A 21,690-nucleotide genomic window follows, 5' to 3' on the forward strand; every position below is an offset into this window, starting at 1 on the left:
TGAACTACAGCTCTCGCTGCCGTCCCTTCGGGACCATCGAGCGCAGTTCGCCGTGGACGTAGAGCCCGATGCCGAGGGGTTCCACGTCGCCGGCGACGTCGTGGGCGCCGATCAGGTACCCCCAGTCGCCCTCCCAGCGCTCGATCTCCTGGTCCTCGCCGGCTGCGAACGCTCGCGCCTCTTCGCGCTCGAGTTCGATCACGCAGTCGGTCGCGTGACGGCCAAAGCGCTGGACGAAGTCGGTCGTGGGCTTCCAGTGTTCCTGGCGCGTCCGGAGGCAGGTCATCCCGATGGCCTCGATCTCGAGCGGCGTCGGCGCCTCGCCGGCGTAGATCCAGATCTTGCCGGCGCCTTTCTCCCAGAACGTGTGGTCGTCGAACGTCGCGGGCGGGATGCCGAACCGATCGTCGAAGTAGTCGACGACCGCCTCGCGGCTCACGCGGCCCTCGACGCTCCGCTCGTCGGGCGTCGCCGGCAGGCGGTCGAACCGCTGGCCGTCGTTTTGCTCGCCCATCAGGCGGTCACCTCCAGTTTCGCGACGAAGAAGCCGCCGGTGTCGTTCCGATGCGGGTAGATCCGCGCCGCTCGCTCGAGCGTCGAGTCGTAGGTCTCGTCGTCCCACTCGGTCAGGCCGGGGTCGTACTCGAGGCCGAGGTCGAAGTCGACGACGCGGCAGGGTTCGTTCTCGAGGGCGTGCTGGACGACGGCCTCGTTTTCTTCGGGTGCGAAGGTACACGTCGAGTAGACGACGGTGCCGCCCTCGCGGGTGGCCTGGATCGCGCGCCGGAGAATCCCCTTCTGGATGCCCGCGACCGAGGAGATGTGGCCTTCCGACCAGTTGTCCAGGGCGTCGGGGTTCTTCCGAATCGTTCCCTCGCACGAGCAGGGGGCGTCGACGAGCGCGCGGTCGAATTCGTCGAAGGAGAAGCGGTTCAGCGAGTAGTTGCGCGCGTCGTCGTTCGTCACCGCGAGGCTCGTCGCGCCGAGTCGTTCGGCGTTAAAGCGCAGCGCCGAGATCCGGCCGAGGTTGTTGTCGTTGGCGACGACGGTCCCCTCGTCGTCCATTAGCGCGGCGATCTGGGTCGCCTTCCCGCCCGGCGCGGCACAGCAGTCCCAGACGCGCTCACCGGACTGTGGATCGAGGACGATCGGCGGCACCGCCGAGACCTCCTCCTGTCCGTGGGTAAAGCCGTGAAACGAGGACCACGTCGAACCCGGCGAGTCGGTCTCGAGACGCAGCACGCGGGGGTTCCAGTCGGCCTGTTCGTACTCGAGGCCGTCCTCCTCGAGCGTCGCGAGCGCGCGCTCGACCGAGGTCTTGATCGTGTTGATCCGCACGGCGTTGCCGAGCGGTCGCTCGCAGGCCTCGAGAAAGGCGTCGAAGTCGTCGATGATCGGTCGATACCGCTCGAGTGGCTCCATTGGCGACGAGTTCGCAGGCCCGGCGTTTGTGGGTTTCGAAGCGCCGCGTCGGTTCGCGGCCGCGATATCGACGGACGCCGTCGGAGCGACGACGCGACCCTCGTTTTTATCCCGGATTCGGCCGTACAGTCGGGTATGCCAGGGATTCAATTGCAGGGGCCGGAGGCCGACCTCGAGAACCCCACCCTCGTCGAGGGCTTTCCCGGCCTCGGACTGGTTGGCAAGATCGCGACCGACCACCTCGTGCGCGAACTCGAGATGCGCTACTACGCGAGCGTCGACTGCGACGGACTCCCCGAGATCGGCGTCTACCGCGGCGACGACCGGACCGCCAGACCGCCGGTGCGCGTCTACGTCAGCGAGGCACACGACCTGCTGGCGATCCAGAGCGACGTCCCGATCCGTTCACAGGCCGTCGAGACGGTCGCCTCCTGCGTCACCGGCTGGGTCGTCGAGCAGGACGCGACGCCGATCTACCTCAGCGGCCTGCCGGCCGAACGCGACGACGACGAACCCGCCATCTACGGCATCGCCACCGGCGAGGCCGGCGTCGCGCTCGAGGAGAACGACGTCGACTCGCCGCCCGAAGACGGCGTGGTCACGGGGCCGACGGGCGCGCTGATCAACCGGGCCGCCCATCACGGTCACGACAGCATCGGACTGGTCGTCGAGGCCAGCCCGCAGTTTCCCGATCCCGAAGCCGCAAGCGTCCTGCTCGAGGCGGGGATCGGACCCGTTTCCGGACTCGAGATCAACGTTCAGGATCTCGTCGACCACGCCGCGGAGATCCGGGAGAAACGCGAGCAGTTCGCCCAGCAGATGCAGCGGATCGGCCAGGAGGAGAGTTCACAGGCACAGCCGCTTCGGATGTATCAGTAGCGCTCCCGCCCCACCGTCGGAACCGAGATGCAGCCCCGTTCGACCGGTTTCGTTCTCCTGGCAACGTCAAAACAGTTCCCGCGTCTTTTTAGTTCTCGAATGAGTCGGTCGTGGATACCAATGAGTTCGAACACGGAATCGTACGACATGGTCGTCGTCGGCGGCGGTACGGGCGGGTGTTTCGCCGCGGCGACGGCCGCTCGAGACGGATACGACGTGGTCCTCCTCGAGCGAAAGAGCGAGGACGAGGGCGGCCACATCGCCTGCGGGGACGGGATCAAGGGCAAGAGCACGTTCCCCGACGTCGTCGACCGCGAGCGGCTCAGAGACGAGGCGTTCACCAACGAGGGGATCACTCGCGGACTCTTCGAAAATCCCCAGACCGACGAGCGCCTCGAGATTCCGTTCGGCGAGACGGGTGCGGTCGTCGACCGCTACAAGTACGGGCAGGTCCTGCTCGAGGAGACCGACCGCGCCGGCGCCGAAATCCACTACGATACCGTCGTCAACGACGTCGTCCAGCCTGACGGCCGAGTCGAAGGCGTTCGAGCCGTCCGCGACGGGGATCCGGTCGAGTACGACGCAGAGGTCGTCGTCGACGCCGCGGGCGCGCTCTCGGTGCTACAGGACAAGACCGACCTCTCGACCTCGACGTTCGATACGAACGTCAACTACTCGCAGTTCTGCTCGGCCTACCGCGAGGTGCTCGAGGTACCCGAACCCGTCGACTGGGAAGACGCGCTGGTGTTCAAGCCGACCGATGAACTCGGCTACCTCTGGTACTTCCCGCGGTCGGCCACGGAGATCAACGCCGGCCTCGGCTTCCAGATGAGCCAGAAACCGATGAAACTGGTCGACGCCCTCGAGGACGACATCGCGAACCGCGCGGAGTTCGCGGACGCGACGGTCAAGAACAAACTCGGCGCCGCGTTGCCGACTCGCCGTCCCTACGACTCGGCCGTCCACCCCGGATACGTCGCCGTCGGCGACGCCGCCGCCCACGTCAACCCCTGTACCGGCGGGGGGATTCCCGGCGCCGCGAAAGCCGGCCACTGGGCCGCCGAAATCGCGCTCGAGGCGATCGACGACGGCGACGTCAGCGAGGCCGCACTCTGGGAGTACAACCGCCGCGTCCAGACCGACTTCGGGAAGCGCTTCGCCGCGATGGACCTCTACAACATCTTCGGGACGGCAAGCGACATCGACGACCTCGTCTCGGTGATCACCGCCATCCCGGGTCAGCAACTCATCGACGCCATCGGCAAGAAGGGAACCACCGAGATGGGACTCGGGCTCAAACTCAAGACGCTCGCCAAGACCTTCGGCCACTGGGACACCCTCTACGAACTCTACAAGGTCCAGCGCGAAGCGGACTCGCTCAAGGACGTCTACGACAGCTACCCCAACGGCCCGGAGCACTTCGCGGCCTGGCAGAAAGAACGCGACGCCGTGATGGACCGCGTCTACGATATTACGGACGCCGAACCCAAGTACTAACTCGCGACGGATCGCGCCGCCGCCTCGAAATCGTCCTGTTCGCTAACTTATAACATACTCGCCGACCGTGGTACTGCTATGTCTCTCGAGTCGGAACTCACGCGTCTTTCCGCGGCCGAACTCGCGACCCGTATTCGAACCGGCGACGTCACCGCAACCGAGGTCGTCGACGCCCACCTCGAGCGAATCGAGCACCGAGACGACGAGATCAACGCCTTCGTTACGGTCTGTGCCGACGAGGCCCGAGACGCCGCGGCGGAGGCGGACCGAGCGATAGAACGCGGCGAGGACGTCGGTCCGCTTCACGGCGTCCCGCTGGCGCTGAAAGATCTCGGTGCGCTCAAGAAAGGCGTTCGCCACACCTCGGGCTCGGCGCTCTTCTCGGACAACGTCGCCGCGGAGACGTCGGCCATCGTCGAGCGACTCGAGGCGGCCGGCGCGATCGTGATCGGGACGACGAACACGCCCGAGTTCGGCCACAAGGGAACGACCGACAACGAACTCGTCGGCCCGACGGCGTCGCCGATCGACACCACGTTGAACGCCGGCGGCTCCTCCGGCGGCTCGGCCGCGGCGCTCGGAGCGGGACTGGTCCCGCTCGCGACCGGCAGCGACGCCGGCGGCTCGCTCCGGATTCCCGCGGCGATGTGCGGCGTCTACGCCATCAAACCGACGTTCGGGCTCGTCCCCGACGACGGCCGTCCGAATGCGTTCGGCCGGACGACCCAGCACGTGACGAAAGGACCGATGGCGCGAACCGTCGCGGACGCGGCGATCATGCTCGAGGCGATGGCCGGCCCCCACGCCGCCGATCCGACGAGCGTCCCCGTCGACCTCGAGTATCGCGACGCCGTCGATCGTCCGATCGACGAGTATCGTATCGCCTACAGTCCGGATCTGGACGTCTTCCCCGTCTCCGAGCCGATTCGGGAGACCGTCGCGGCGGCCACGAACGCGCTCGAGTCGGCCGGCGCGACCGTCGAAGAGATCTCGATCGACCACGGCTACTCGCTCGGCGAGCTTCAGGAGGCGACCATGGCGACGTACATGACGTCGATCCTCGAGACGGCGAAAACGGTCGAGGAAGCCTACGGCGTCGACCTCCGGGACCACCCCGAAGCGGTCTCGGACAGCCTTCTCGCGATGATCCACATCGGCGAGGGGTTCGGCCCCGAGGAGCTCGCGGCGTCCGGCGTCGTCAGAACCGGCTTCTTCGACGCCGTCCAGGACGTCTTCGAGGAGTACGACCTGCTCGTCACCCCCACGCTCTCGCGGGCCGACGTCGGCCTCGAGGAAGACCTCGAGTCGAGCGCGTGGGACTGGCCGCTGACCTGGCCGTTCAACTGGACGGGCCACCCCGTCGGCGCCGCTCCGGCGGGACTGACGGAACGAGGCTTCCCCGCCGGACTCCAGCTCGTCGGCCGGCGGTTCGAGGACGATCGGGTGCTCGCGGCCAGCGGCGCCCTCGAGCGCGAACGGCCCTGGGAGTCCCTGTACGAGTAGCGAGACGTGGCGGACCGCCCGCTCACCGGTTCCGGAGCTTTTCGCCCGCGGGTCGGAGCGTCTGCGCCGTCGGAAGCGCCCAGCCGTAGGTGACCGCGGCCAGCCGCGCGCCGACCGTGACGGCCGCACACGCGGCCGCGGCGACGCTGCCGGACGCGCCGACGGTCACCGCGAGCCAGTAGGTGCTCCCGCCCAGCACGGCGCAGCTGGCGTAGAAGTCCTCGAAGAGGATAAACGGCGCTCGGTCCAGCAAGATGTCCGCGATCGCCCCGCCGCCGACCGCGTTGATCGTCGCGATGACGACGACGCCGAAGCTCGAGACGCCCGCCTCGGTCGCCACGATGGCGCCGGTCGTCGCGAACGCGGCGAGGCCGACGGCGTCCGAGACGAGCGTGATCGGGTGGTCGTCGGGCGACTCGAGGACGAGGTGGAGCCCGATTGCCAGCCCGACGCCGAACAGTCCGAGCGCGATCTCGCTGATGTCGCTGAGCGCCAGCGGAATGCGGTTGACGAGCAGGTCGCGAGTGACGCCGCCGGCGAACGCCGTCGCGAGGCCGACGACGGCGATGCCGAACAGATCGAACTCCTCGCGGATCGCTTTGCTCGCGCCGACGAGCGCGAACGCGACGAGGCCGATCGCGTTCATCGCGACGAACGGATCGGCGGCGAACAACAGGATGTCGGGCTCCCGAACCACTGGTTACCCCGACGGTGGGGACCGCCTTGAGCGCTACGGAGCGACGCTCGCTCTCGAGGCTATCGCAGCCACTGTAAGGAGTTACACACAGATCGCAGCGACGGGGTCGCTCGACTCAGTACCCCGAACCGGTCACCGCAACCCAAATCCATTTTCGCGTTCTGCCGTTTCGTCCGTACATGGGAACCGAAGACGCAGACGTGGTTGCACCGGGAACGTGTCCGACAACCAATGGGATGCCGATGCTCGGACTCGGGACGTGGCAAAACGACGACGCGGCGCAGTGTGCTGAAAGCGTCGAAACTGCCCTCGAGACGGGTTATCGCCACATCGACACCGCGCAGGCGTACGACAACGAGGACGCCGTCGGCGAGGGCATCGCTCGAGCCGACGTCGATCGCGAGGACGTGTTTCTGGCGACCAAGGTCTGGCTCTCGAACCTGTCTCACGACGACGTCCTCGAGACGGCCCGCGAGAGCATCGATCGTCTCGGCGTCGACTATCTCGACCTGCTGTACGTCCACTGGCCCGCCCGGACGTACGACGCCGAGGAGACGCTGTCGGCGTTCTCGGAGCTCTACGACGAGGGACTGATCGAGAACGTCGGCGTGAGCAACTTCCTGCCCGAGCAGGTTGCCGAAGCCGTCGACGTTTGCGACGCGCCGATCCTGGCGAACCAGGTCGAACTCCACCCGCTGCTCCAACAGGACGATCTGCGGGAGGCCTGTGACGACTACGACGTCGAGGTCGTCGCCTACTCGCCGATCGCCCGCGGCGCGGTGTTCGACCAGCCGGAGATCCAGGAGGTCGCCGCGAAACACGGCGTCAGCGAGGCGCAGGTTAGCCTCGCCTGGCTGCGCGAGAAGGGCGTGACCGCGATCCCGAAGGCGACCGGCGAGGACCACATTCGCGACAACTGGGAGTCGCTCACGCTCGAGCTAGACCGCGAGGACGTCGACGCGATCGACAGCATCGACGAGACGAGCCGCGAGGTCGACCCGGAGTTCGGCCCCTGGAACTGAGTCGGCGACACCGATCCGCTCGCGACGATCGACTCCGAAACGTATCCGTAACTCGACAGCAGTCGTCGGCGAAGTGACGGATCGGTCGAAATCGACCGAATAACAGGACGAACCGTCTGTCCGGAGACATATGTTGGAAGCCGAGAATAAGCAGGAAAGTTTACGGTACACCGGCTTTTTTGCTCGCGTATGTCTACCCGCTCGCAGCGACGTGGCGGTGGTGGGATCGTCGGCGCCATCCGCGCCGACGTCGAGCGGCTTCACGGCGCCTGGATGGAACTGGTCTTTCCGCGCCAGCGCGGCCGCGGCCACTCCGTCATGGGAAAATGGAAACCCGAGACGCTCCCGCAGAAGATCGGCTACCGCGTCTGGAGCATCCTCGGTCTGTTCGGCTTACTGATCCTCTATCCGCTCACCGTCGTCGGTCTCGCGACCCGCTTCTACGCGGCGAAACTCGACTCCACGCGGACGCGACTCGGCATCGTCGGCGTCACCGGCCTGGCTCTGCTCGGCTGGGGGCTGTTGACCGTCGCCTGGGGCGTGATGTCGTACATCGAGCAGGTCGACATCCCCGTCGAATCGGTGCTCGCGGTCGCCGCGGCAAGCGGCGTCGCGACGTTCTCGACCGCCCTCGCCGCGACGTGTACGAAGAAGGGCGGCCGCGCCGTGACGGTTCTGTTCGCCTACCCCTTCGCGATGACCGCGCTGTTTCTCCCGCCGGTCGTCGCCGCGCTCGTCACGCCGTCGCTCGAGGGCGTCGTCCTCGAGCCCAGTTACGACTTCGCGGCGTGGGCGCTCGATAACGTCCTCCACGTCGGCGGCATCAACGAGATCCTGCGCTCGAACTTCGAACTCGAGGGCGCGGCCTACGCGGGAATGTGGCTCGGCATCTCGTTCCCGCTTGGCTGGTTCCTCGGGATCGTGATCGCGCTGGCGAATCTGGTGCGGCCGTCGCAGTAGCGTTTCCGACCGCGCTGTTCCTCCCGTTCCACGATCGCAAACCCGCTGCCGATTCCCGAGACCATTAGGAACCCGGCTCCGAACGGTCGCGTATGGAGTTCAACGAACTCACGACGGCCGTCGCGTTCGTCGCCGTGATCGCCATCGGCACCGGCGGGATGATCGCCTCCGATATGATGACAACCGACTCGATCCTGATGATGGTCGTGCCGTCGATGGTCATCTTCGGCGCGATCATGCTCGCCATCGGCGTCATGTACGGGCAGTACCGCGCGACGAACTGAGCGAGGAACTCTCGGGTAACTCGTCTCGCAGTCCGTTCGAACGAGCCGACTCGAGGACGGCAACGGGACGGGGTTCTACAGAGATTCGAGAGAAAACGAGAGCCGGAAACGAAAAATACGACAGCGTATCGAGCGTCGGCCGAACCTACATGTAGCCGAGGTCGCGCAGGCGCTCCATCAGGTCCTCCTTGTCCTGGGCGCGGCCCGCGCGCTCGGTCGTTCCCTCGAGGTCCTGCAGCCAGGCGGGTTCCTCCTCGCTTTTCTCGGTCGAGACCTCGCTACCCAGCGAGCGGAAGCCGGCGAAGTACTTCGGCGAAATCGGGATGTCGTCCTGTGCGACGCCCTCGGGGAGGTCGTCGTCGCTCTCGGGGACGTAGCCGTCATCCGGGAACTCGGCGACGGTGTCCGGCACGACGAAGTTCCAGAAAGCGTTCCAGACCGCGGCCTCGTCGAACTGCAGGATGGGCTGGATGCGGTCGTGGGGCGGGTAGATGTCGGGGTCGTGGCGCGGCGAGAAGAACGTCTCGTCCGCGCGGGCCTCCTGTTCGTCCCAGCGGACGCCGGAGATGACGCCGTCGATATCGTGGGTCTCGAGGGCGTCGTTGAGCGCGACCGTCTTCAGCAGGTGATTGCCGACGTAGGTGTCGAGCAGGAACGGGAACGTATCCTCCTCGTACTCGAGGATGTTCTCGACGTGGTGCTGGTTGTGCTCGGAGAGCTCGGAGATATCGATCTCGTCGCCGGGGGTGAGGCCGTTTTCGTCGACGTACTCGCCGACGTCCTCGTTGCGCGCATAGATGACCTCGAGATCCCACTCGTCGGCCCAGTGGTCGACGAAGTCGTGGATCTCGTCGAAGTGCTGGTAGTGGTCGATGAACACCGCGGGCGGTACCTCGAGGTCGAAGCGGTCGGCGACCTCCTTGATGAAGTACAGCGTGAGCGTGGAGTCCTTGCCGCCGGTCCACATCACGGCCGGGTTCTCGTACTCTTCGAGTCCCTCGCGGGTGACCTCGATGGCCTTCTCGATCTTGTCCTGGATGTGGGGATAGTCCTCGGGATCCTCGCCCTCGCCATCCGCGTAGTCGACGTCGACGTACTCGGGGAAGTTTGCCGTCATATCGTGTAATTAGATATAATTACCACATTTAAACCCTTTGGGGGACCGGAAACGTCTGTCGGAAACTGCGACGATGGGGCGCTCGGGCCGTCTTCGGCGTCGGTACGAATCGCCACTCCGGACCATGATAAACGTATTGGCGCGTTGCAGTCGCTGTGGCGGAGGATTCTTCGAGCCTCGAGCAAAAGCGACGATCAAAACGTTGCGTGAAATTCGCGTGCGATGTGTTCACAGGAAGGCCGCTCGGGCGGTCAGATCACGCCCTCGACTGCCCGCTCGAGCGATGCGAACGTTGCCGCTACCGAAAGCGATGACTGTCGACGACGGCGCCGTCAACGGCATCCGAACGATCCCTGCGTACCGGGCGCGACGGGCCGCTGACCACCGGTGCCGTCGCTCGAGGTTCGAGCGGTCCCGAAAACACGTTCGTCGAGTACAGTGGTGCGAGCCCCTGTTGACCCGCCGAGTGAGTGCCCGACGCGGTCGACTCGGATAGTCGACTGCGAGACCGAGAGCGGCTAGTCTTCGTCCTCTTCGACGACCTCGGGATCGCTCATCGCGCTCTGGAGGCTGTCGAGGCCGTTGATCCACTCCGTGACGAGGCCGTACTCCAGGTCTTCGGCGACGGTCATATCGAGGTCCTCACCGTCGATGATGAGGGTTCCGGCCTGTGCGGCGTACCCGAGTGCGGCGTCGAGGTCTTCCTCGGCTTCGGCGTCCGCGGCGGCGCCGAGATAGTCACCGACGCTGCCCTCTTCGGCGGGTCCGCCGGCGATGAACTCCTCGGCCGCGAAGAAGACGCAGACGAGACTCGTCTGGACGCCGTCGACGAGGATCAGCTTCTCCTCGTCCTCGATGTTGACCTCGCCGAGAACGATCTCGCGGACGTCGGCGATCTCCTCGAGGGCTTCCTCTTCGCCTATCTCTCCGTCGTCGTAGGCGGCGACGATTTTCGCGATCGCGATCGCCGTGTCGTCCTGTAGATTGAGCAGGAGACGGGCCGAGTCTTCGTCCTCCGGATCGATGTCTTCGTCTTTGATGCGGTCGATCCAGTTCTGCCAGCGTTCCTCCGAGTAGAACTCGGTCGGGGGATTGCTCATACAGACACCTACACCGGCCGCTTGAAATGCCTTTCTCTACTGTACGCCGAGCTTACCGGACCGAAAACGCCGCGTTAGGCGCGCTCGAGGCTCTCTCTCGTGTCGATTCCGTACACGAGTTCCGGCGTCTCGACGTGGGCGTTTCGGACCGCCTCGTCGTGGCCCGCCTCGAGCAGCCAGTTGACGCGACGCGGAACCGTCTTGGGGCCGAGTACGGCCCCGGGGCGGTCCGGATCGTCGATGTAGTCGGTCTCCATCAGGAACGGCTCCCCGCGCTCGGCGGCCGTCTCGAGGCGCTCCTTCTCGGACATGACGCTCGGAATCGGCCCCTCGAGGCGGCCGCTCGCGTAGTGTTTGACGACGTTGTGTCGCGGGAGCCCCGCCTCCTCGGCCCACTCCGCGACCTCGCGCATATCCTCGCTGGCCTCGGCGTGCAACTGAACGGCGCAGTCGAGGTCGGCGCCGCGCTCGAATGCGCGGCGCATGACGGCGTTCGAGGCCTCCCAGACGGCGTCGTCGACGTCGTAGTGCGGCCGTCCGGACTTCAACGCGAGCGCCTCGCCCGACTCGACGTACTCCGCCGCGACGTCGATTCCGGCCCGCATCAGGTCGCGCGCGTCCGCGGGACTGTAGCCGCGGTCGTCGACCAGCCGCGAGATCAGGCCGGGGTGGACGCCCAGCACGGGCCAGGCGCGACCCTCGAGGACGTCGTCGGCTTCCGCGACGATTTCGATGGTGCGCTCGAAGACGTACCGAAAGTCCTCGCCCGACTCGACCTCGACGCCCAGGTGCCAGGACGGTTTGTTCACCACGAGCAGGTGCGTCCCGCCCACGCGAGCGAAGTCGCGGACGGCGTCGATACCGCGGTTGTTGTCCGGGTCGAGGTGGAGGTGGTTGTCGAGTACCGGCGTCTCGTCGTCGATCATAGACGTCGGTGGGCGCGCCGCGCGGGAAAATTCACCGACTTTCGACTCGCAGCCGTCCGCGTCCGTCGCTCGACCTGAGGTGCGGCTGTCGAGCGCGAGCCGCGCTAGATCGCGCGACGGTATCGACACCGCGGACAGTAGATCGTGCGTCGACGAACGATCAGGAGCGACTCGCCGCACTTGCACGGTCCGCCGAGCGAGACGTCGTTCGCCTCCCGGAGGACGCCCCGAAGGGTGTTCTCCACCTGCTCCAGTTGCTGCTCTGCGTCCTCGAGACGGCCCTCGAGGTCGGCGAGTCGTCTCGAAAGCCGCTGTCGCCTCGTCCCGGGAACGCGGCGTCTGTGACCCATGACTCGATGCACGCCACGGACGGGATTAACGGTGCGGGGAGGATTCGCAAGTCGGCCGGAGCCGCCGGCGTCGCGCGACGGCTCACTCGTCGTCGCGCGCCGGCGGGAGCAACACCGAGAACGTCGTCCCCTCGCCGGGCTCGGAGTCGACCCGGATCTCGCCGCCGTGAGTAACGAAGGGCTGGGTATGTGTCTACGACAAATGAGTTGCCGACACTCACTCTGAGCCGAGCGTGATCGCCTCGTCGGCCGCGTTCCGCAGCGCGTCCGACCGACCGTAGCTGCCCGGCGCGATCGCGATCGTCTCGACGCCCGTCGTCCCCGCGTACTCGAGGACGGGCTTGAAATCAGTGTCGCGGGAGGCGACCGCGAGTCGGTCGATCGTCCCCTCGCTACAGAGGGCCGTCGCGTCGATGGCGAGTTTGACGTCGACGTCGCCGCTGGTGATGACGACCTCGAAGCCGCGAGCCTCGGCGGCCTGAATGAGCCCCGGCGTCGCGTGTTCGTCGAGGTAGAGTCGGATGACGCCGACGCGACCGAGGTCGCGAGCGACGTCGCGCAGGTCGTTCAGGTCGACGTCGAACTCCTCGCGGAAGACGTTCGGCCCGTCGACGAACAGTCCCACCGTCGGTCCGTTCTCGCCGCCGCCCGCGGTCCCCGGATCAGGGTCGACGAGACGGGCGAGACGGGCGCGAACGCGGTCGATCATACTCGAGTCATGCGGGGGGCTCGAGATAGATGTGGCGAAAGTCGACGGCTCGTCCGTCGTTGGAACGGCTCCCGCAAAGAGTGGTGTCGGTCGCTGGTTGCGCTCTCCTCGAGCCGTTGTGGCAACCGGTGCCCGCAAGCACTAGAAGACCAGGTAGTCGCGGTCGTCGTTCTGGACGGAGATCCACTTCGGCTCGGTGAGTTCGCCGACGATCCACTCGCCGTGGTAGCGCCCGAGTCCGGAGTTCTTGACGCCGCCGAAGGGCGCGTTGTGGTCCTCGTTGATCGGCTGATCGTTGATGTGGACCATGCCGGCCTCGATGCGGTCGGCGAGGTCGCGGGCGCGGTCTTCGTCCTCGCAGAAGACCGCCGCCGAGAGGCCGTACTCGGTGTCGTTGGCCAGTTCGACGGCCTCCTCGTCGTCCGAGAACGGAATCACGGGCGCGACGGGACCGAAGTGCTCGTTGCAGGCCGTCGGCATGTCGTTGGTACACTCCGAGAGCACCGTCGGCTCGACGAACAGTCCGTCCGCCTCGCCGCCCGTCTCGAGGGTGGCGCCGGCGTCGACCGTCTTCTCGATGAACCGGACGAGGTCGTCGCGCTGGGTCTCGTTTTGAACCGGGCCGAAGGTGACGTCGCTGTCCTCGGAGGGATCACCCACGTACAGCGATTCGGCGTGGTCGACCAGCAGGTCGACGTACTCGTCGTACAGCTCCTCGTGGACCAGGTGGCGGTTGATCGAGATGCAGACCTGTCCCTGGTGGAAGAACGAACCGAACGCGCCCGCGCGGGCGGCCTGCTCGAGGTCGGCCTCGTCGGTGACGACGAAGGGCGCGTTCCCGCCGAGTTCGAGCGCCGGCAGCGCGAGGTTCTCGCCGGCGCTCTTCGCGACGCCCTTGCCGACGCTCGTCGAGCCCGTAAAGGAGAGGACGCGCGGCGTCGGGTGGCCGGTCATTCGGTCGCCGATATCGGAGCCGCGGCCCGTGACGACGTTGACGACGCCGTCCGGAACGCCGGCTTCCGCACAGAGCTTCGCGATGAGCAGTCCACCAGAAATCGGCGTGTCGCTCGCCGGTTTGAGGACGACGGTGTTGCCGAGCGCGATGGCCGGGGCGAGCGCGCGCAGGGAGAGGTGAAACGGGAAGTTCCACGGCGAGATGACGCCGACGACGCCGACCGGTTCGTAGACGATGTGGTTTTCCTTGTCGTCGATCGACGTCGAGGGTCGGACCTCCTCTTCGGGCGCCTCGAGTTCTAGCGCCATCTCCACGTCGCCTTTCGCGGTCGCGAACTCGGCCATCGCGCGAAACGACGGGGTGCCGGCTTCGGTCGCGAGCATCGACGTGATCTCGTCGAAGCTGGTGTTGACCGCCTCCAGCAGGTTCTCGACGATCTCGTTTCGTTCTTCCCGGGATCGGGCGGCCCACTCCGGCTGAGCGGCCTCGGCAGCGTCGTAGGCCGCGTCGACGTCGTCTTCGGTCGCGGCGGGGACCGACGTAAACGCGTCCTGTTTCGCCGGGTTCTCGACCGGGATCGTCTCACCGCTTGCGGCGTCGCGCCACTCGCCGTCGATGTACAACTGGCTCCAGTCGGCCTCGGGCTCGAGTTCCTCGCGGCTCATGTTCGTCGAACGTTACTTGGGGTTCGACCATAGGCTTTCGTCAACCGGAGACCGTATTGAAACGAGTTTGTAACCAGCTGTGATTAGTAACGGTTTGGCCCGGAGCACTGACGGCGGCGGCGGTGCCAACGCACGGTGTCGGGCCGGGTCGACGAAAAGACATTACTACTCCGCCGATGAATCATCCGCGTATGCCGCTTCAGACGCCGCCGTTGCGTGGGGTACACGACGAGTATGGCGCGAAGTTCACGGAGTTTGGCGGCTGGGACATGCCGGTCGAGTTCGATTCCATTCGGACCGAGCACGCGGCCGTCCGCGAGGCGGCCGGCATCTTCGACGTCTCCCACATGGGCCAGCTCCACGTGAGCGGGGCCGACGCGACCGAGTTGATGCAGCGGCTCACGACGAACGACGTCAGTCAGCTGGCCGTCGGCGACTCGCAGTACGCCGCGATCACGGACGAAGAGGGGATCATCCTCGACGACACCGTCATCTACCGACTGCCCGACGGCGACGACAGCGCGCCGGACGGGTCGCCGGACGACAGCGACGACGACGGCGAGGCGACCTACCTCTTCGTCCCCAACGCGGGCACCGACGAGGCGACCCACGAACGGTGGGTCGAGTACCGCAACGAGTGGGACCTCGAGGCGACCATCGACAACCGAACGGACGAGTACGCCATGTTCGCCGTACAGGGGCCGGACGCCGTCGAACTGGTCGACGACGTCACCGACGAATCGGTCGCGGACCTCGAGCGCTTCCGGGCTCGGTACGCGACCGTGGCGGGCATCGACTGCTGGCTCGCGCGGACGGGCTACACCGGCGAGGACGGCGTCGAACTGATCGTCCCGTGGTCCGAGGCCGAGCACTGCTGGTCGCTGTTCGACTGCCAGCCCTGCGGCCTCGGCGCGCGCGACACCCTCCGAATCGAGGCCGGCCTCCTGCTCGCGGGTCAGGACTTCGACGCCGAATCCGACCCCCGGACGCCCTACGAGGCCGGCATCGGCTTCACGGTCGATCTGGACACCGAGTTCGTCGGCCGCGACGCGCTCGCCGAAATCGAACGTGAGGGCGTCGAGGAGGAACTCGTCGGCTTCCAGCTGATCGACCGCGGCGTCCCGCGTCACGGCTACGACATCACGAACACCGAGGGCAGGGTCATCGGCACCGTCACCAGCGGCACGATGAGCCCGTCGCTCGAGAAACCGATCGGGCTCGGCTACGTCCCGACCGAGTACGCCGAGCCGGGGACGACCCTGCAGGTGGTCGTCCGCGGCCAGTCCAAGAAAGCACGAGTCGAAACGACACCGTTTATCGACACCGTATAACGACAATACATCCATGAGCTTCGACATTCCAGACGACAGACGCTATCTCGAATCGCACGAGTGGGGCCACGACGACGACGGCACGGTCCGCGTCGGCATCACCGACTTCGCACAGGACGAGTTGGGCGACGTGGTCTTCGTCGAACTCCCCGACGAGGGCGACGCGCTGACCCAGGAGGAGCAGTTCGGCGTCATCGAATCCATCAAGGCCGTCTCGGACCTCTACGCGCCGGTCAGCGGCGAGGTTACCGCCGTCAACGAGGCGCTGTTCGACGCCCCCGAACTCGTCAACGACGACCCCTTCGGCGAGGGCTGGATGCTCGAGATCGACGCCGACGACGCCGACGAACTCGAGGCGCTGCTTTCGGCCGACGAGTACGAAGAACAGATCGCCTGAGCAGCGGTCGACGCGCGAGAGGGCCGCCGCGTCCAACGAGCACGTTCTTTTTCGAGAGGGAGTGTGAGCCGCAAAAGCGGACTGATCGTCGTTTTCGCGAATCCGATCGACCGTCAGCGGCGTCTCACGCCGTTTTCGGCGACGAACGTTGGGGCCGGCTTCGACCACTCGCAGCACTAAGGTGCCGTTCAGTCCGACGGCGGCGGTTCGCCGTAGTTGCTGAGAACGAGCGCGGCGCCCGAGAGGGTCACCATCGCGATCCCCCAGACCAGCCACAGCCAGACGCTGTCAACCCGGATCGTCACTGCGAACGTCACGAGAAAGACAACCGTTAACGCGAGCGACAGCCGTTCGGTCCGATCGAATCCGTCGAGACCAAGACCGAGCATCGCTCCGAGTTACTCGAGGCTGACGAGATGCTCGAGCATCTCGTCTAGGTCGGCGTTCGTCACGGCGAGCGAGTAGCCGTCGATGCGCGCGAGGTCGCCGGCGTGGTCCCAGAGGTCGTCCTCGTCGATGCCGTGGAGGATGACGGCGTTCGGCGTCGGGTTGACGACCCGCAACGCGACCAGCGGAGACTCGCCTCGGGTGACGCCCGTAAACACGAGCACGCGGTTCGTGCTCTGCCCGTAGAGTCGGAAGAACTCCTCGCTCGAGAGGCGGGTGATCGCCTGGATGCTGTCGATGACCGTGTGGCCGCTGATGCGGTCGGTGCTGCCGGACGCGATTTCGGTCGCGTCGAGTTCGTCGTAGAGCGTGACCAGCGGGATCGAGGTCGCGTACTCCCGCAGGTCGTGGACCACATCGCTGTCGAAGCCGGCCGAGAGGACGCGACCGTACTGTCGGATGCGATCGCCGCCGCGTCGCTCGTCGATGACGAGCAGTCCCTCGACGAGCCGTCGAACGACGCCGATCCCGGGGCTCTCTCGGCGGCCGCTCTCGTAGTCCGAGATGACCGACGAGGAGACGCTCAGCTCGGACGCGAGATCCGTCTGCGAGACGTCGAAGTCGGTTCGCCACTTGCGTAACGTCGCGCCGGGGTCGTCGCTCAGCGTGATCTCCCCGGCGATCTTCTCTGCGAGTTCCCGTTTCGGCCCTCGTCCGCCCATACGCGTCGGTCGTCCGGTCGACTCAAGTAGCTACTGGAACCGGAGTGATGCCCTAGCGGCGACCGCCGGACGAACGGACGCGGCTCGCGTACGCCGCGTAGCCGACCCGCCAGCCGACCAGCAAGAGGAGACCGAAGCCGGTGATCACGAGCGGAAACGGCCAGGTCGCCGTATCGTCGAACACGCCCTGTCGAAGGATGAGGCCGACGTTCGCCGCCGCCAACCACGTCAGCGTCGCCAATCGCGCCGCCTGCGGGACCGACGACGCGTTTGGCCGCGCGTACAGCCCCGCGAGCGCGGCGACGACGAGCCAGCCGATCACGAACGGCGCGGCCGCCTCGAGCGCTGCGAGCGGTTCCCCGAACGGATCCATGCCGTGGTCTAGCTGGCCGACGACGACCAGTGCGGCGAGCAAGACGACGTCGACCGCCCCGAGCAGGAGCGTCTCGCGGTCGAGCGTCGGCACCCAGTCGTCGGTGCGAACTGCGGCGTCCATAGTCGATACTCGCGACCGAATCCCTATTGCTCTCCCGGTTCGATTCTCGAACTCGCCACTCGAGAGTCGCTCGAGCACGGAGGGTTTCGAGACGGCGCGACAGGACAACTGACAGGAGAGGCGGAACCCGACGGCGCGCCACCGCCGCCGGATGCCGTCCAACGGACAGCGTCTCCGCGAGGACACGCTGCAATCGACTCTGTGCGGCCCGCGGGCTTAGTTACCAGCCGCCTTACAGGGTCGAACGGTTCCGCGACGACCGCCGGGCGCGTAGTAACAGTCACCTACTGTCGGCGTCGGTCGTGCGTTCGTCAGCGTTCTATCAAAAGAAAACTAATTAAGGAGGACTACAAAGAGGTGGGTAATGGCTGTGGTCGACGACCGTCAGGCGGGCTGTGATGGGTGCGGCCGGACGGTTCCCCTAGAGGAGCTGACGGCGGTGACGATGCCCGACGGCGAGCAGGTCGCGTGTTGCCCGCGCTGTGAGCCACACGCGCGGGAAGCCGCGCGCAAGTGCTCCTCGCTCGACCAGCGCCGGGCGCCCTGTGACGGCTGTACCGGCACCTACCTCGAGGCCGAACTCGAGGATCTCGTCCTCGAGGACGGAACCGTCCTCTCGTGTTGTCCGAGCTGTGCGGCCGCCGCACCCGGCGGTGACGAGACGGACGACGGACCGACGACCGACGCCGGCGACGGCGAGAGCGCCAGTGAAGACGAAGCCGACGACGGCGACCGGCAGCTTTGCTCGCAGTGCAACGAGTGGGTCACCGCCGAACTGTTTCGCGTCACGACCATCGACGACCGGAGCGAGCGGCTCTGTCCGACCTGCAAGGAGCGCGCCGAAGACGACGGCATCGTCAAGGACGTCGAGATGCGCAAGACGAAGGCGCGCGACGTCCTCGACGTCGAGGCCGACGCGACGGCTGAAGAGATCAGACGGGCCTTCCACGCCCAGGTCAAACGCGCCCATCCCGACCAGCAAAGCGGCAGTCGGTCGGCGTTCAAGCTCGTTCAGGAGGCCTACGAGCGGTTACAGGACGACGACGACGCTGACGCGTAGAATTTCAGCTGCGTCAACTGCGCTCCTCGTTCTCCTCGTTCTCCTCGTTCTCCTCGTTCTCCTCGTTCTCCTCGTTCTCCCCGTTCTCCTCGTTCTCCTCGTTCTCCCCGTTCTCCCCGTTCTCAGTTCCAACGCACAGCCTATCGCCTCACTCATAGCCCACGCCCCACACACCGCTCTCCGCTCCCAGTTTGCGTCGACGCGACGAACTACCGTTCGGCGTCCTCGCGACCACGATAGCCGATCGTCGCCGGATCGAAGTAATACCTCGAGCCGCAGGCGTCACAGTCCGTCGACAGCGGCCTGCCGTGTTCGTGTCGCGTCCAGAGTTTTCGCTGGTCCTGGTCGATGGTGAGCGTCACGGGGCGTTCGCAGTCGGGAACCGTACACGGGAACCGGACGTACCAGTTCGGAACCGAGAGTGCCCCCAGCGGCGCGAGCTCGCTTCGCAGCCTCGTGAGCAGGTTGAAGATCGTCACCGTCGGATTCTCGCGTTCGATCACCACGCCGTCGGCGTCGGCGATGAACCCGCCGCGGTGGCGCTCGTGTTCGTACAGCGCGACGACCGGGATTCCCTTCGCCAGCGCGTAGCCGACCTCCTGGTTGATCCACGGCTCGGTAGCCGACGCCTCGGTCAACACCGCGACGACGACGTCGCTGTTGGCGAGCCGTCCCTCGAGTCGCTTCCTGGAGCGACCGGATTCGACCTCCTCGAGGGCGATGTGGACGCCGAGGGGGAAGTTCTTGACCGTCGAGAACAGGTCCTGGACGAGCTCGAGGTCCCGCGGAGCGTGAGAGACGAACAGTTGCGCTTCGGTCATCGGCGACTCTACGACGACTGGCGTGTGAGACCGTATTAATCTATCTTAATCTGTCACTCGCCGTGTGCCGTTTCCCGACGCGTCTCGAGGACGCGCCGCGAGAACTCGACGTCGTCGAGCTCTAGCCCGAGGCCGTCGAACCACGCCCGTTCGACGTGCCAGCGTCCGCGCTGTCGGCCGTCGAGGGTGTACGACGTCGCTTCGAGGCGGCCGGGCGTCCACTCGCGTTCGGCGGCGACGTCGAGCAGCGTTCGAACGACGGCGCCGACCTCCTCGCTTCCGACGGTGGGCCGCTCGCTGACCGTCTCGTAGGCGATGGCCAGCCCGGAGCCATCCGCCGGCGTTTCGTTCGTGGATGCGGAGTCCGGTTTCGTCCGCGGCCTTGTTTCCGAGTCGCCGATCTCGTGGGTGCCGTCGACATCGGACTGTCCACCGGCGAGCCACCGCCACTCGGTGAGGTAGATCCCGTGGCTCATCAGCCGGTTCTCGAGGGCGACGCCGACGGGTGGAAGATCGCTGTCGCTCATGCTCGAGGTGTCGACGACCGCGGGGAAAAGTCGTCCGGCGGCCGCGTTCGGGTTCGGGCTTGGTGGACCGTCTCTTTTAAAGCGGGTCGACCAGATCCTCGAGTGCCGCCCGCGGATCGTCGGCCTTCGCGACGCCGCTTGCGAGCAGGACGCCCTCCGCACCGAGGTCGTCGGCCGAGACGACGTCCTCGCCCGTACTGATGCCGGCGCCACAGAGTACCGAGACGTCGTCGTCGACGGCTTCGGCCGCGCTCACGGCGCCCTCGACGATATCGGGGTCGGCCTGGCTGACCGGCGTGCCGGTCCCGATCAGTTCCGGCGGTTCGACGGCGACGGCGTCCGGGCCGAGCGCCGCCGCGGCGCCGATCTGCTCGGGGTTGTTCGCACAGACGACCGTCTCGAGGCCGGCGCGCTCGGCCGCGCGGACCGAGCCGTCGATATCGGCCAGCTTCAGCCGCTGCTCGGAGTGGTTGATCAGCGTGCCGACCGCGCCTGCGTCGGCGACCGACTCCGCGAGCGTGTGGCCGGTGTTGCTGCCGTGCTCGACCGGGTCGACGTGCTGGGCCCACGTCTCGACGCCCGTCTCGGCGACGCGCTCGAGGTGGGCCGCCTGCGGGGCGACCGCCAGACGGGCGTCTGTCGACTCGTCGACGTCGCGGACGGCTTCGGCCACCGCGACCGGCTCACACGGATACGTCTTCAGGTTTACGAGGACGAACATACGAGCACAGCCTTCCGCGCGGAAGAAATAGCTTGCGAGTCGGTGCCGAAGCGCGCGTCTCGAGAAGCGGGACCGAAAGACACGCCGCGCTCGGCGGTCGGGTCACGGCCGATCGCGGTCGTAATTGCTGCCAGACGGCGCTGGGAGCGACCCCAGCCGAGCGACGGCGTCGTCGGCGTCAGTCCTTTCGCTTGACCACGTCGCCGAGGGTGTAGCTTCCCGACGCTGAGCCGCCGGACCACTCCGAATCGTCACTCGACGCGCCCTCGGCGTTCAGATCGACCTCGAGGAAGCGCTCGAGTTTCGACTGGACGCGGTCGCTCGGCAGCGTATCGCCGCGTTCGATCTTCCGAATCAGGCTCGACTTTTCGTTCAGTTCGTTCGCCAGATCCGACTGGCTCAGTCCCTTGTTCTCGCGAGCCTTCCGCACGCGGTCGTCGTAGTCGGTCGCGAGCTCGTCCATGTCGTCGAACATGTCCGAGCGACGACTGCTCGAGGACGAACTCGAGGTCGTCGTCGAACCGCCCGACGAAGACGAGGACGACGAGGAGGAACTCGAGCCGGTCGAGTACTTGGTCGAAGAACTCGAGCTCGAGGTCTGCTTGACCTCGGTGCCGAAGTCCGTACAGTTCGAACACACGTCGAGTTTCGCGCCCTCGACCTTGATAGTCTTCGGAGACGACGTCTCGGCGCCACACATCTCGCACTGGACCATGAGGGTACGTATATCGCGGCGAGCCATAAACCATGCGGCGCGGTCTCGGTAGGTTGGGATAGTATCGACGGCTTTGGATTCGGCAGTAACTGAAAACACCACGAAAGCCCCTGACGGTATCGAGTCGGGCGACTCGCTGCGCGCTTCGCTCACTTCGTTCGCTGCAGTGCTTGTGTCGCCGTCCTTCCTCGATAACGTCAGCCCCTTTCATTCCAACCCGCGGTGGCACGACCAGTCAGCTGACACGGGCGGGAATGAACGTGGCAGGTGGTTTCGCCTTCGAGGAGTCAGGCTACGGAACGCTTTCAAACGAAAAGACCGAGCCCGATCAGTCCAGTGCGGCCCAGGAGTGGACGAAGCGCTGGAGGGCGGTCAGGTGGCCGACGACCGCGAGGAAGACCAGCAGCCCTGTCTCTTATACACATCT

The 21,690-nt window shown here is 66.3% G+C and carries 25 protein-coding genes and 1 pseudogene; 9 read left to right on the plus strand and 17 right to left on the minus strand.

From position 1 onward, the window contains the following. Positions 1-4: 4 nt before the first annotated feature. On the minus strand, positions 5-514 hold the full coding sequence (locus tag C493_RS07540; protein WP_007258832.1) for a DUF7122 family protein: 510 nt from the start codon (positions 512-514) through the stop codon (positions 5-7). After that, a complete protein-coding gene (locus C493_RS07545; RefSeq protein WP_007258833.1) occupies positions 514-1,422 on the minus strand; it encodes an RsmB/NOP family class I SAM-dependent RNA methyltransferase in 909 nt (302 codons plus the stop codon). The genes C493_RS07540 and C493_RS07545 overlap by 1 nt, the downstream gene beginning before the upstream one ends. Positions 1,423-1,557: 135 nt before the next feature. On the opposite strand from C493_RS07545, the gene C493_RS07550 reads away from it, so the two are divergent. From C493_RS07550 to C493_RS07560, 3 genes are all read left to right on the plus strand, one after another. Beyond that, the gene (locus C493_RS07550; protein WP_049889214.1) at positions 1,558-2,301 is read left to right on the plus strand and encodes a proteasome assembly chaperone family protein; all 744 of its coding nucleotides are present in this window, start codon (positions 1,558-1,560) and stop codon (positions 2,299-2,301) included. A 120-nt stretch (positions 2,302-2,421) separates the two neighbouring features. Beyond that, on the plus strand, positions 2,422-3,798 hold the full coding sequence (locus C493_RS07555) for a geranylgeranyl reductase family protein (protein WP_007258835.1): 1,377 nt from the start codon (positions 2,422-2,424) through the stop codon (positions 3,796-3,798). 78 nt (positions 3,799-3,876) lie between these two features. Then, a complete protein-coding gene (locus C493_RS07560; protein WP_007258836.1) occupies positions 3,877-5,301 on the plus strand; it encodes an amidase in 1,425 nt (474 codons plus the stop codon). Between the two features lie 22 nt (positions 5,302-5,323). Here the strand turns inward: C493_RS07560 and C493_RS07565 are convergent, their stop codons facing one another. Further along, positions 5,324-5,947 carry a trimeric intracellular cation channel family protein gene (locus C493_RS07565; protein ID WP_083912392.1) on the minus strand — a complete coding sequence of 208 codons (624 nt, stop codon included), beginning with the start codon at positions 5,945-5,947 and terminating at the stop codon, positions 5,324-5,326. Between the two features lie 230 nt (positions 5,948-6,177). Here C493_RS07565 and C493_RS07570 point away from each other — a divergent pair, with 230 nt between their 5' ends. The 3 genes from C493_RS07570 (at position 6,178) to C493_RS07580 (ending at position 8,264) form a co-directional block, all read left to right on the plus strand. Then, the gene (locus C493_RS07570; protein WP_049889215.1) at positions 6,178-7,020 is read left to right on the plus strand and encodes an aldo/keto reductase; all 843 of its coding nucleotides are present in this window, start codon (positions 6,178-6,180) and stop codon (positions 7,018-7,020) included. A 189-nt stretch (positions 7,021-7,209) separates the two neighbouring features. After that, complete coding sequence (locus C493_RS07575) at positions 7,210-7,980, plus strand: hypothetical protein (protein ID WP_007258839.1); 771 nt, start codon at positions 7,210-7,212, stop codon at positions 7,978-7,980. A 92-nt stretch (positions 7,981-8,072) separates the two neighbouring features. Next, on the plus strand, positions 8,073-8,264 hold the full coding sequence (locus C493_RS07580; RefSeq protein ID WP_007258840.1) for a DUF7333 family protein: 192 nt from the start codon (positions 8,073-8,075) through the stop codon (positions 8,262-8,264). A 145-nt stretch (positions 8,265-8,409) separates the two neighbouring features. Here the strand turns inward: C493_RS07580 and C493_RS07585 are convergent, their stop codons facing one another. From C493_RS07585 to C493_RS07610, 6 genes are all read right to left on the minus strand, one after another. Further along, complete coding sequence (locus C493_RS07585; protein WP_007258841.1) at positions 8,410-9,381, minus strand: phosphoadenosine phosphosulfate reductase family protein; 972 nt, start codon at positions 9,379-9,381, stop codon at positions 8,410-8,412. 518 nt (positions 9,382-9,899) lie between these two features. Then, entirely contained in the window at positions 9,900-10,481 is a 582-nt protein-coding gene (locus tag C493_RS07590; RefSeq protein ID WP_007258842.1) for a DUF2150 family protein, read from the minus strand. A gap of 74 nt (positions 10,482-10,555) precedes the next feature. Further along, positions 10,556-11,407, minus strand: coding sequence for a TatD family hydrolase (locus C493_RS07595; RefSeq protein WP_007258843.1), 852 nt, complete (start codon positions 11,405-11,407; stop codon positions 10,556-10,558). Positions 11,408-11,511: 104 nt separating this feature from the next. Continuing rightward, the gene (locus tag C493_RS07600) at positions 11,512-11,757 is read right to left on the minus strand and encodes a hypothetical protein (protein ID WP_007258844.1); all 246 of its coding nucleotides are present in this window, start codon (positions 11,755-11,757) and stop codon (positions 11,512-11,514) included. Positions 11,758-11,974: 217 nt separating this feature from the next. Further along, positions 11,975-12,466: an NYN domain-containing protein gene (locus C493_RS07605; protein ID WP_007258845.1), complete on the minus strand. Its 492-nt coding sequence runs from the start codon at positions 12,464-12,466 to the stop codon at positions 11,975-11,977. Positions 12,467-12,607: 141 nt separating this feature from the next. Then, positions 12,608-14,086 (minus strand): aldehyde dehydrogenase family protein, encoded by a 1,479-nt coding sequence (locus C493_RS07610; protein WP_007258846.1) that lies wholly within the window; start codon positions 14,084-14,086, stop codon positions 12,608-12,610. Between the two features lie 191 nt (positions 14,087-14,277). Between C493_RS07610 and gcvT the strand changes: the two genes are divergently transcribed. Together gcvT and gcvH are read left to right on the plus strand one after the other, a co-directional pair. Beyond that, complete coding sequence (gcvT, locus tag C493_RS07615; RefSeq protein ID WP_007258847.1) at positions 14,278-15,417, plus strand: glycine cleavage system aminomethyltransferase GcvT; 1,140 nt, start codon at positions 14,278-14,280, stop codon at positions 15,415-15,417. Positions 15,418-15,430: 13 nt separating this feature from the next. Then, positions 15,431-15,814 carry a glycine cleavage system protein GcvH gene (gene gcvH, locus C493_RS07620; protein WP_007258848.1) on the plus strand — a complete coding sequence of 128 codons (384 nt, stop codon included), beginning with the start codon at positions 15,431-15,433 and terminating at the stop codon, positions 15,812-15,814. Positions 15,815-16,002: 188 nt separating this feature from the next. Here gcvH and C493_RS07625 read toward each other — a convergent pair whose 3' ends face one another. The 3 genes from C493_RS07625 to C493_RS07635 are packed head-to-tail and all read right to left on the minus strand — an operon-like array spanning position 16,003 to position 17,419. After that, on the minus strand, positions 16,003-16,203 hold the full coding sequence (locus tag C493_RS07625; protein ID WP_007258850.1) for a hypothetical protein: 201 nt from the start codon (positions 16,201-16,203) through the stop codon (positions 16,003-16,005). A gap of 9 nt (positions 16,204-16,212) precedes the next feature. Continuing rightward, positions 16,213-16,923, minus strand: coding sequence for a helix-turn-helix domain-containing protein (locus C493_RS07630; RefSeq protein ID WP_007258851.1), 711 nt, complete (start codon positions 16,921-16,923; stop codon positions 16,213-16,215). A 52-nt stretch (positions 16,924-16,975) separates the two neighbouring features. Then, a complete protein-coding gene (locus C493_RS07635) occupies positions 16,976-17,419 on the minus strand; it encodes a DUF3054 domain-containing protein (RefSeq protein ID WP_007258852.1) in 444 nt (147 codons plus the stop codon). 364 nt (positions 17,420-17,783) lie between these two features. On the opposite strand from C493_RS07635, the gene C493_RS07640 reads away from it, so the two are divergent. Then, a complete protein-coding gene (locus C493_RS07640) occupies positions 17,784-18,479 on the plus strand; it encodes a J domain-containing protein (protein WP_049889216.1) in 696 nt (231 codons plus the stop codon). 209 nt (positions 18,480-18,688) lie between these two features. Here C493_RS07640 and C493_RS07645 read toward each other — a convergent pair whose 3' ends face one another. The 5 genes and pseudogenes from C493_RS07645 to C493_RS22600 form a co-directional block, all read right to left on the minus strand. Further along, positions 18,689-19,300, minus strand: a complete 612-nt coding sequence (locus C493_RS07645; RefSeq protein WP_007258854.1) for a toll/interleukin-1 receptor domain-containing protein — start codon at positions 19,298-19,300, stop codon at positions 18,689-18,691. A 53-nt stretch (positions 19,301-19,353) separates the two neighbouring features. Beyond that, complete coding sequence (locus C493_RS07650) at positions 19,354-19,827, minus strand: hypothetical protein (RefSeq protein WP_007258855.1); 474 nt, start codon at positions 19,825-19,827, stop codon at positions 19,354-19,356. A 76-nt stretch (positions 19,828-19,903) separates the two neighbouring features. Further along, entirely contained in the window at positions 19,904-20,548 is a 645-nt protein-coding gene (gene tpiA, locus C493_RS07655; protein WP_007258856.1) for a triose-phosphate isomerase, read from the minus strand. 178 nt (positions 20,549-20,726) lie between these two features. Continuing rightward, positions 20,727-21,263, minus strand: coding sequence for a multiprotein bridging factor aMBF1 (locus C493_RS22155; RefSeq protein ID WP_083912391.1), 537 nt, complete (start codon positions 21,261-21,263; stop codon positions 20,727-20,729). Positions 21,264-21,591: 328 nt separating this feature from the next. Then, positions 21,592-21,669, minus strand: a pseudogene (locus tag C493_RS22600) (CDP-alcohol phosphatidyltransferase family protein); the annotation flags it as partial. Positions 21,670-21,690: the final 21 nt, after the last annotated feature.

The organism is Natronolimnohabitans innermongolicus JCM 12255, assembly GCF_000337215.1.
In the GTDB taxonomy this organism is placed as follows: domain Archaea; phylum Halobacteriota; class Halobacteria; order Halobacteriales; family Natrialbaceae; genus Natronolimnohabitans; species Natronolimnohabitans innermongolicus.

Coding starts and splice junctions, on each gene's coding strand:
- C493_RS07635 (WP_007258852.1), bottom strand. CDS start 17,419: ATGGACGCCGCAGTTCGCACCGACGACTGGGTGCCGACGCTCGACCGC.
- C493_RS07570 (WP_049889215.1), top strand. CDS start 6,178: ATGGGAACCGAAGACGCAGACGTGGTTGCACCGGGAACGTGTCCGACA.
- C493_RS07555 (WP_007258835.1), top strand. CDS start 2,422: ATGAGTTCGAACACGGAATCGTACGACATGGTCGTCGTCGGCGGCGGT.
- C493_RS07640 (WP_049889216.1), top strand. CDS start 17,784: ATGGCTGTGGTCGACGACCGTCAGGCGGGCTGTGATGGGTGCGGCCGG.
- C493_RS07565 (WP_083912392.1), bottom strand. CDS start 5,947: ATGAACGCGATCGGCCTCGTCGCGTTCGCGCTCGTCGGCGCGAGCAAA.
- gcvH (WP_007258848.1), top strand. CDS start 15,431: ATGAGCTTCGACATTCCAGACGACAGACGCTATCTCGAATCGCACGAG.
- C493_RS07580 (WP_007258840.1), top strand. CDS start 8,073: ATGGAGTTCAACGAACTCACGACGGCCGTCGCGTTCGTCGCCGTGATC.
- C493_RS07540 (WP_007258832.1), bottom strand. CDS start 514: ATGGGCGAGCAAAACGACGGCCAGCGGTTCGACCGCCTGCCGGCGACG.
- C493_RS07545 (WP_007258833.1), bottom strand. CDS start 1,422: ATGGAGCCACTCGAGCGGTATCGACCGATCATCGACGACTTCGACGCC.
- C493_RS07630 (WP_007258851.1), bottom strand. CDS start 16,923: ATGGGCGGACGAGGGCCGAAACGGGAACTCGCAGAGAAGATCGCCGGG.
- C493_RS22155 (WP_083912391.1), bottom strand. CDS start 21,263: ATGGTCCAGTGCGAGATGTGTGGCGCCGAGACGTCGTCTCCGAAGACT.
- C493_RS07590 (WP_007258842.1), bottom strand. CDS start 10,481: ATGAGCAATCCCCCGACCGAGTTCTACTCGGAGGAACGCTGGCAGAAC.
- C493_RS07560 (WP_007258836.1), top strand. CDS start 3,877: ATGTCTCTCGAGTCGGAACTCACGCGTCTTTCCGCGGCCGAACTCGCG.
- C493_RS07645 (WP_007258854.1), bottom strand. CDS start 19,300: ATGACCGAAGCGCAACTGTTCGTCTCTCACGCTCCGCGGGACCTCGAG.
- C493_RS07650 (WP_007258855.1), bottom strand. CDS start 19,827: ATGAGCGACAGCGATCTTCCACCCGTCGGCGTCGCCCTCGAGAACCGG.
- C493_RS07605 (WP_007258845.1), bottom strand. CDS start 12,466: ATGATCGACCGCGTTCGCGCCCGTCTCGCCCGTCTCGTCGACCCTGAT.
- C493_RS07550 (WP_049889214.1), top strand. CDS start 1,558: ATGCCAGGGATTCAATTGCAGGGGCCGGAGGCCGACCTCGAGAACCCC.
- C493_RS07585 (WP_007258841.1), bottom strand. CDS start 9,381: ATGACGGCAAACTTCCCCGAGTACGTCGACGTCGACTACGCGGATGGC.
- gcvT (WP_007258847.1), top strand. CDS start 14,278: ATGCCGCTTCAGACGCCGCCGTTGCGTGGGGTACACGACGAGTATGGC.
- C493_RS07595 (WP_007258843.1), bottom strand. CDS start 11,407: ATGATCGACGACGAGACGCCGGTACTCGACAACCACCTCCACCTCGAC.
- C493_RS07610 (WP_007258846.1), bottom strand. CDS start 14,086: ATGAGCCGCGAGGAACTCGAGCCCGAGGCCGACTGGAGCCAGTTGTAC.
- tpiA (WP_007258856.1), bottom strand. CDS start 20,548: ATGTTCGTCCTCGTAAACCTGAAGACGTATCCGTGTGAGCCGGTCGCG.
- C493_RS07575 (WP_007258839.1), top strand. CDS start 7,210: ATGTCTACCCGCTCGCAGCGACGTGGCGGTGGTGGGATCGTCGGCGCC.
- C493_RS07600 (WP_007258844.1), bottom strand. CDS start 11,757: ATGGGTCACAGACGCCGCGTTCCCGGGACGAGGCGACAGCGGCTTTCG.
- C493_RS07625 (WP_007258850.1), bottom strand. CDS start 16,203: ATGCTCGGTCTTGGTCTCGACGGATTCGATCGGACCGAACGGCTGTCG.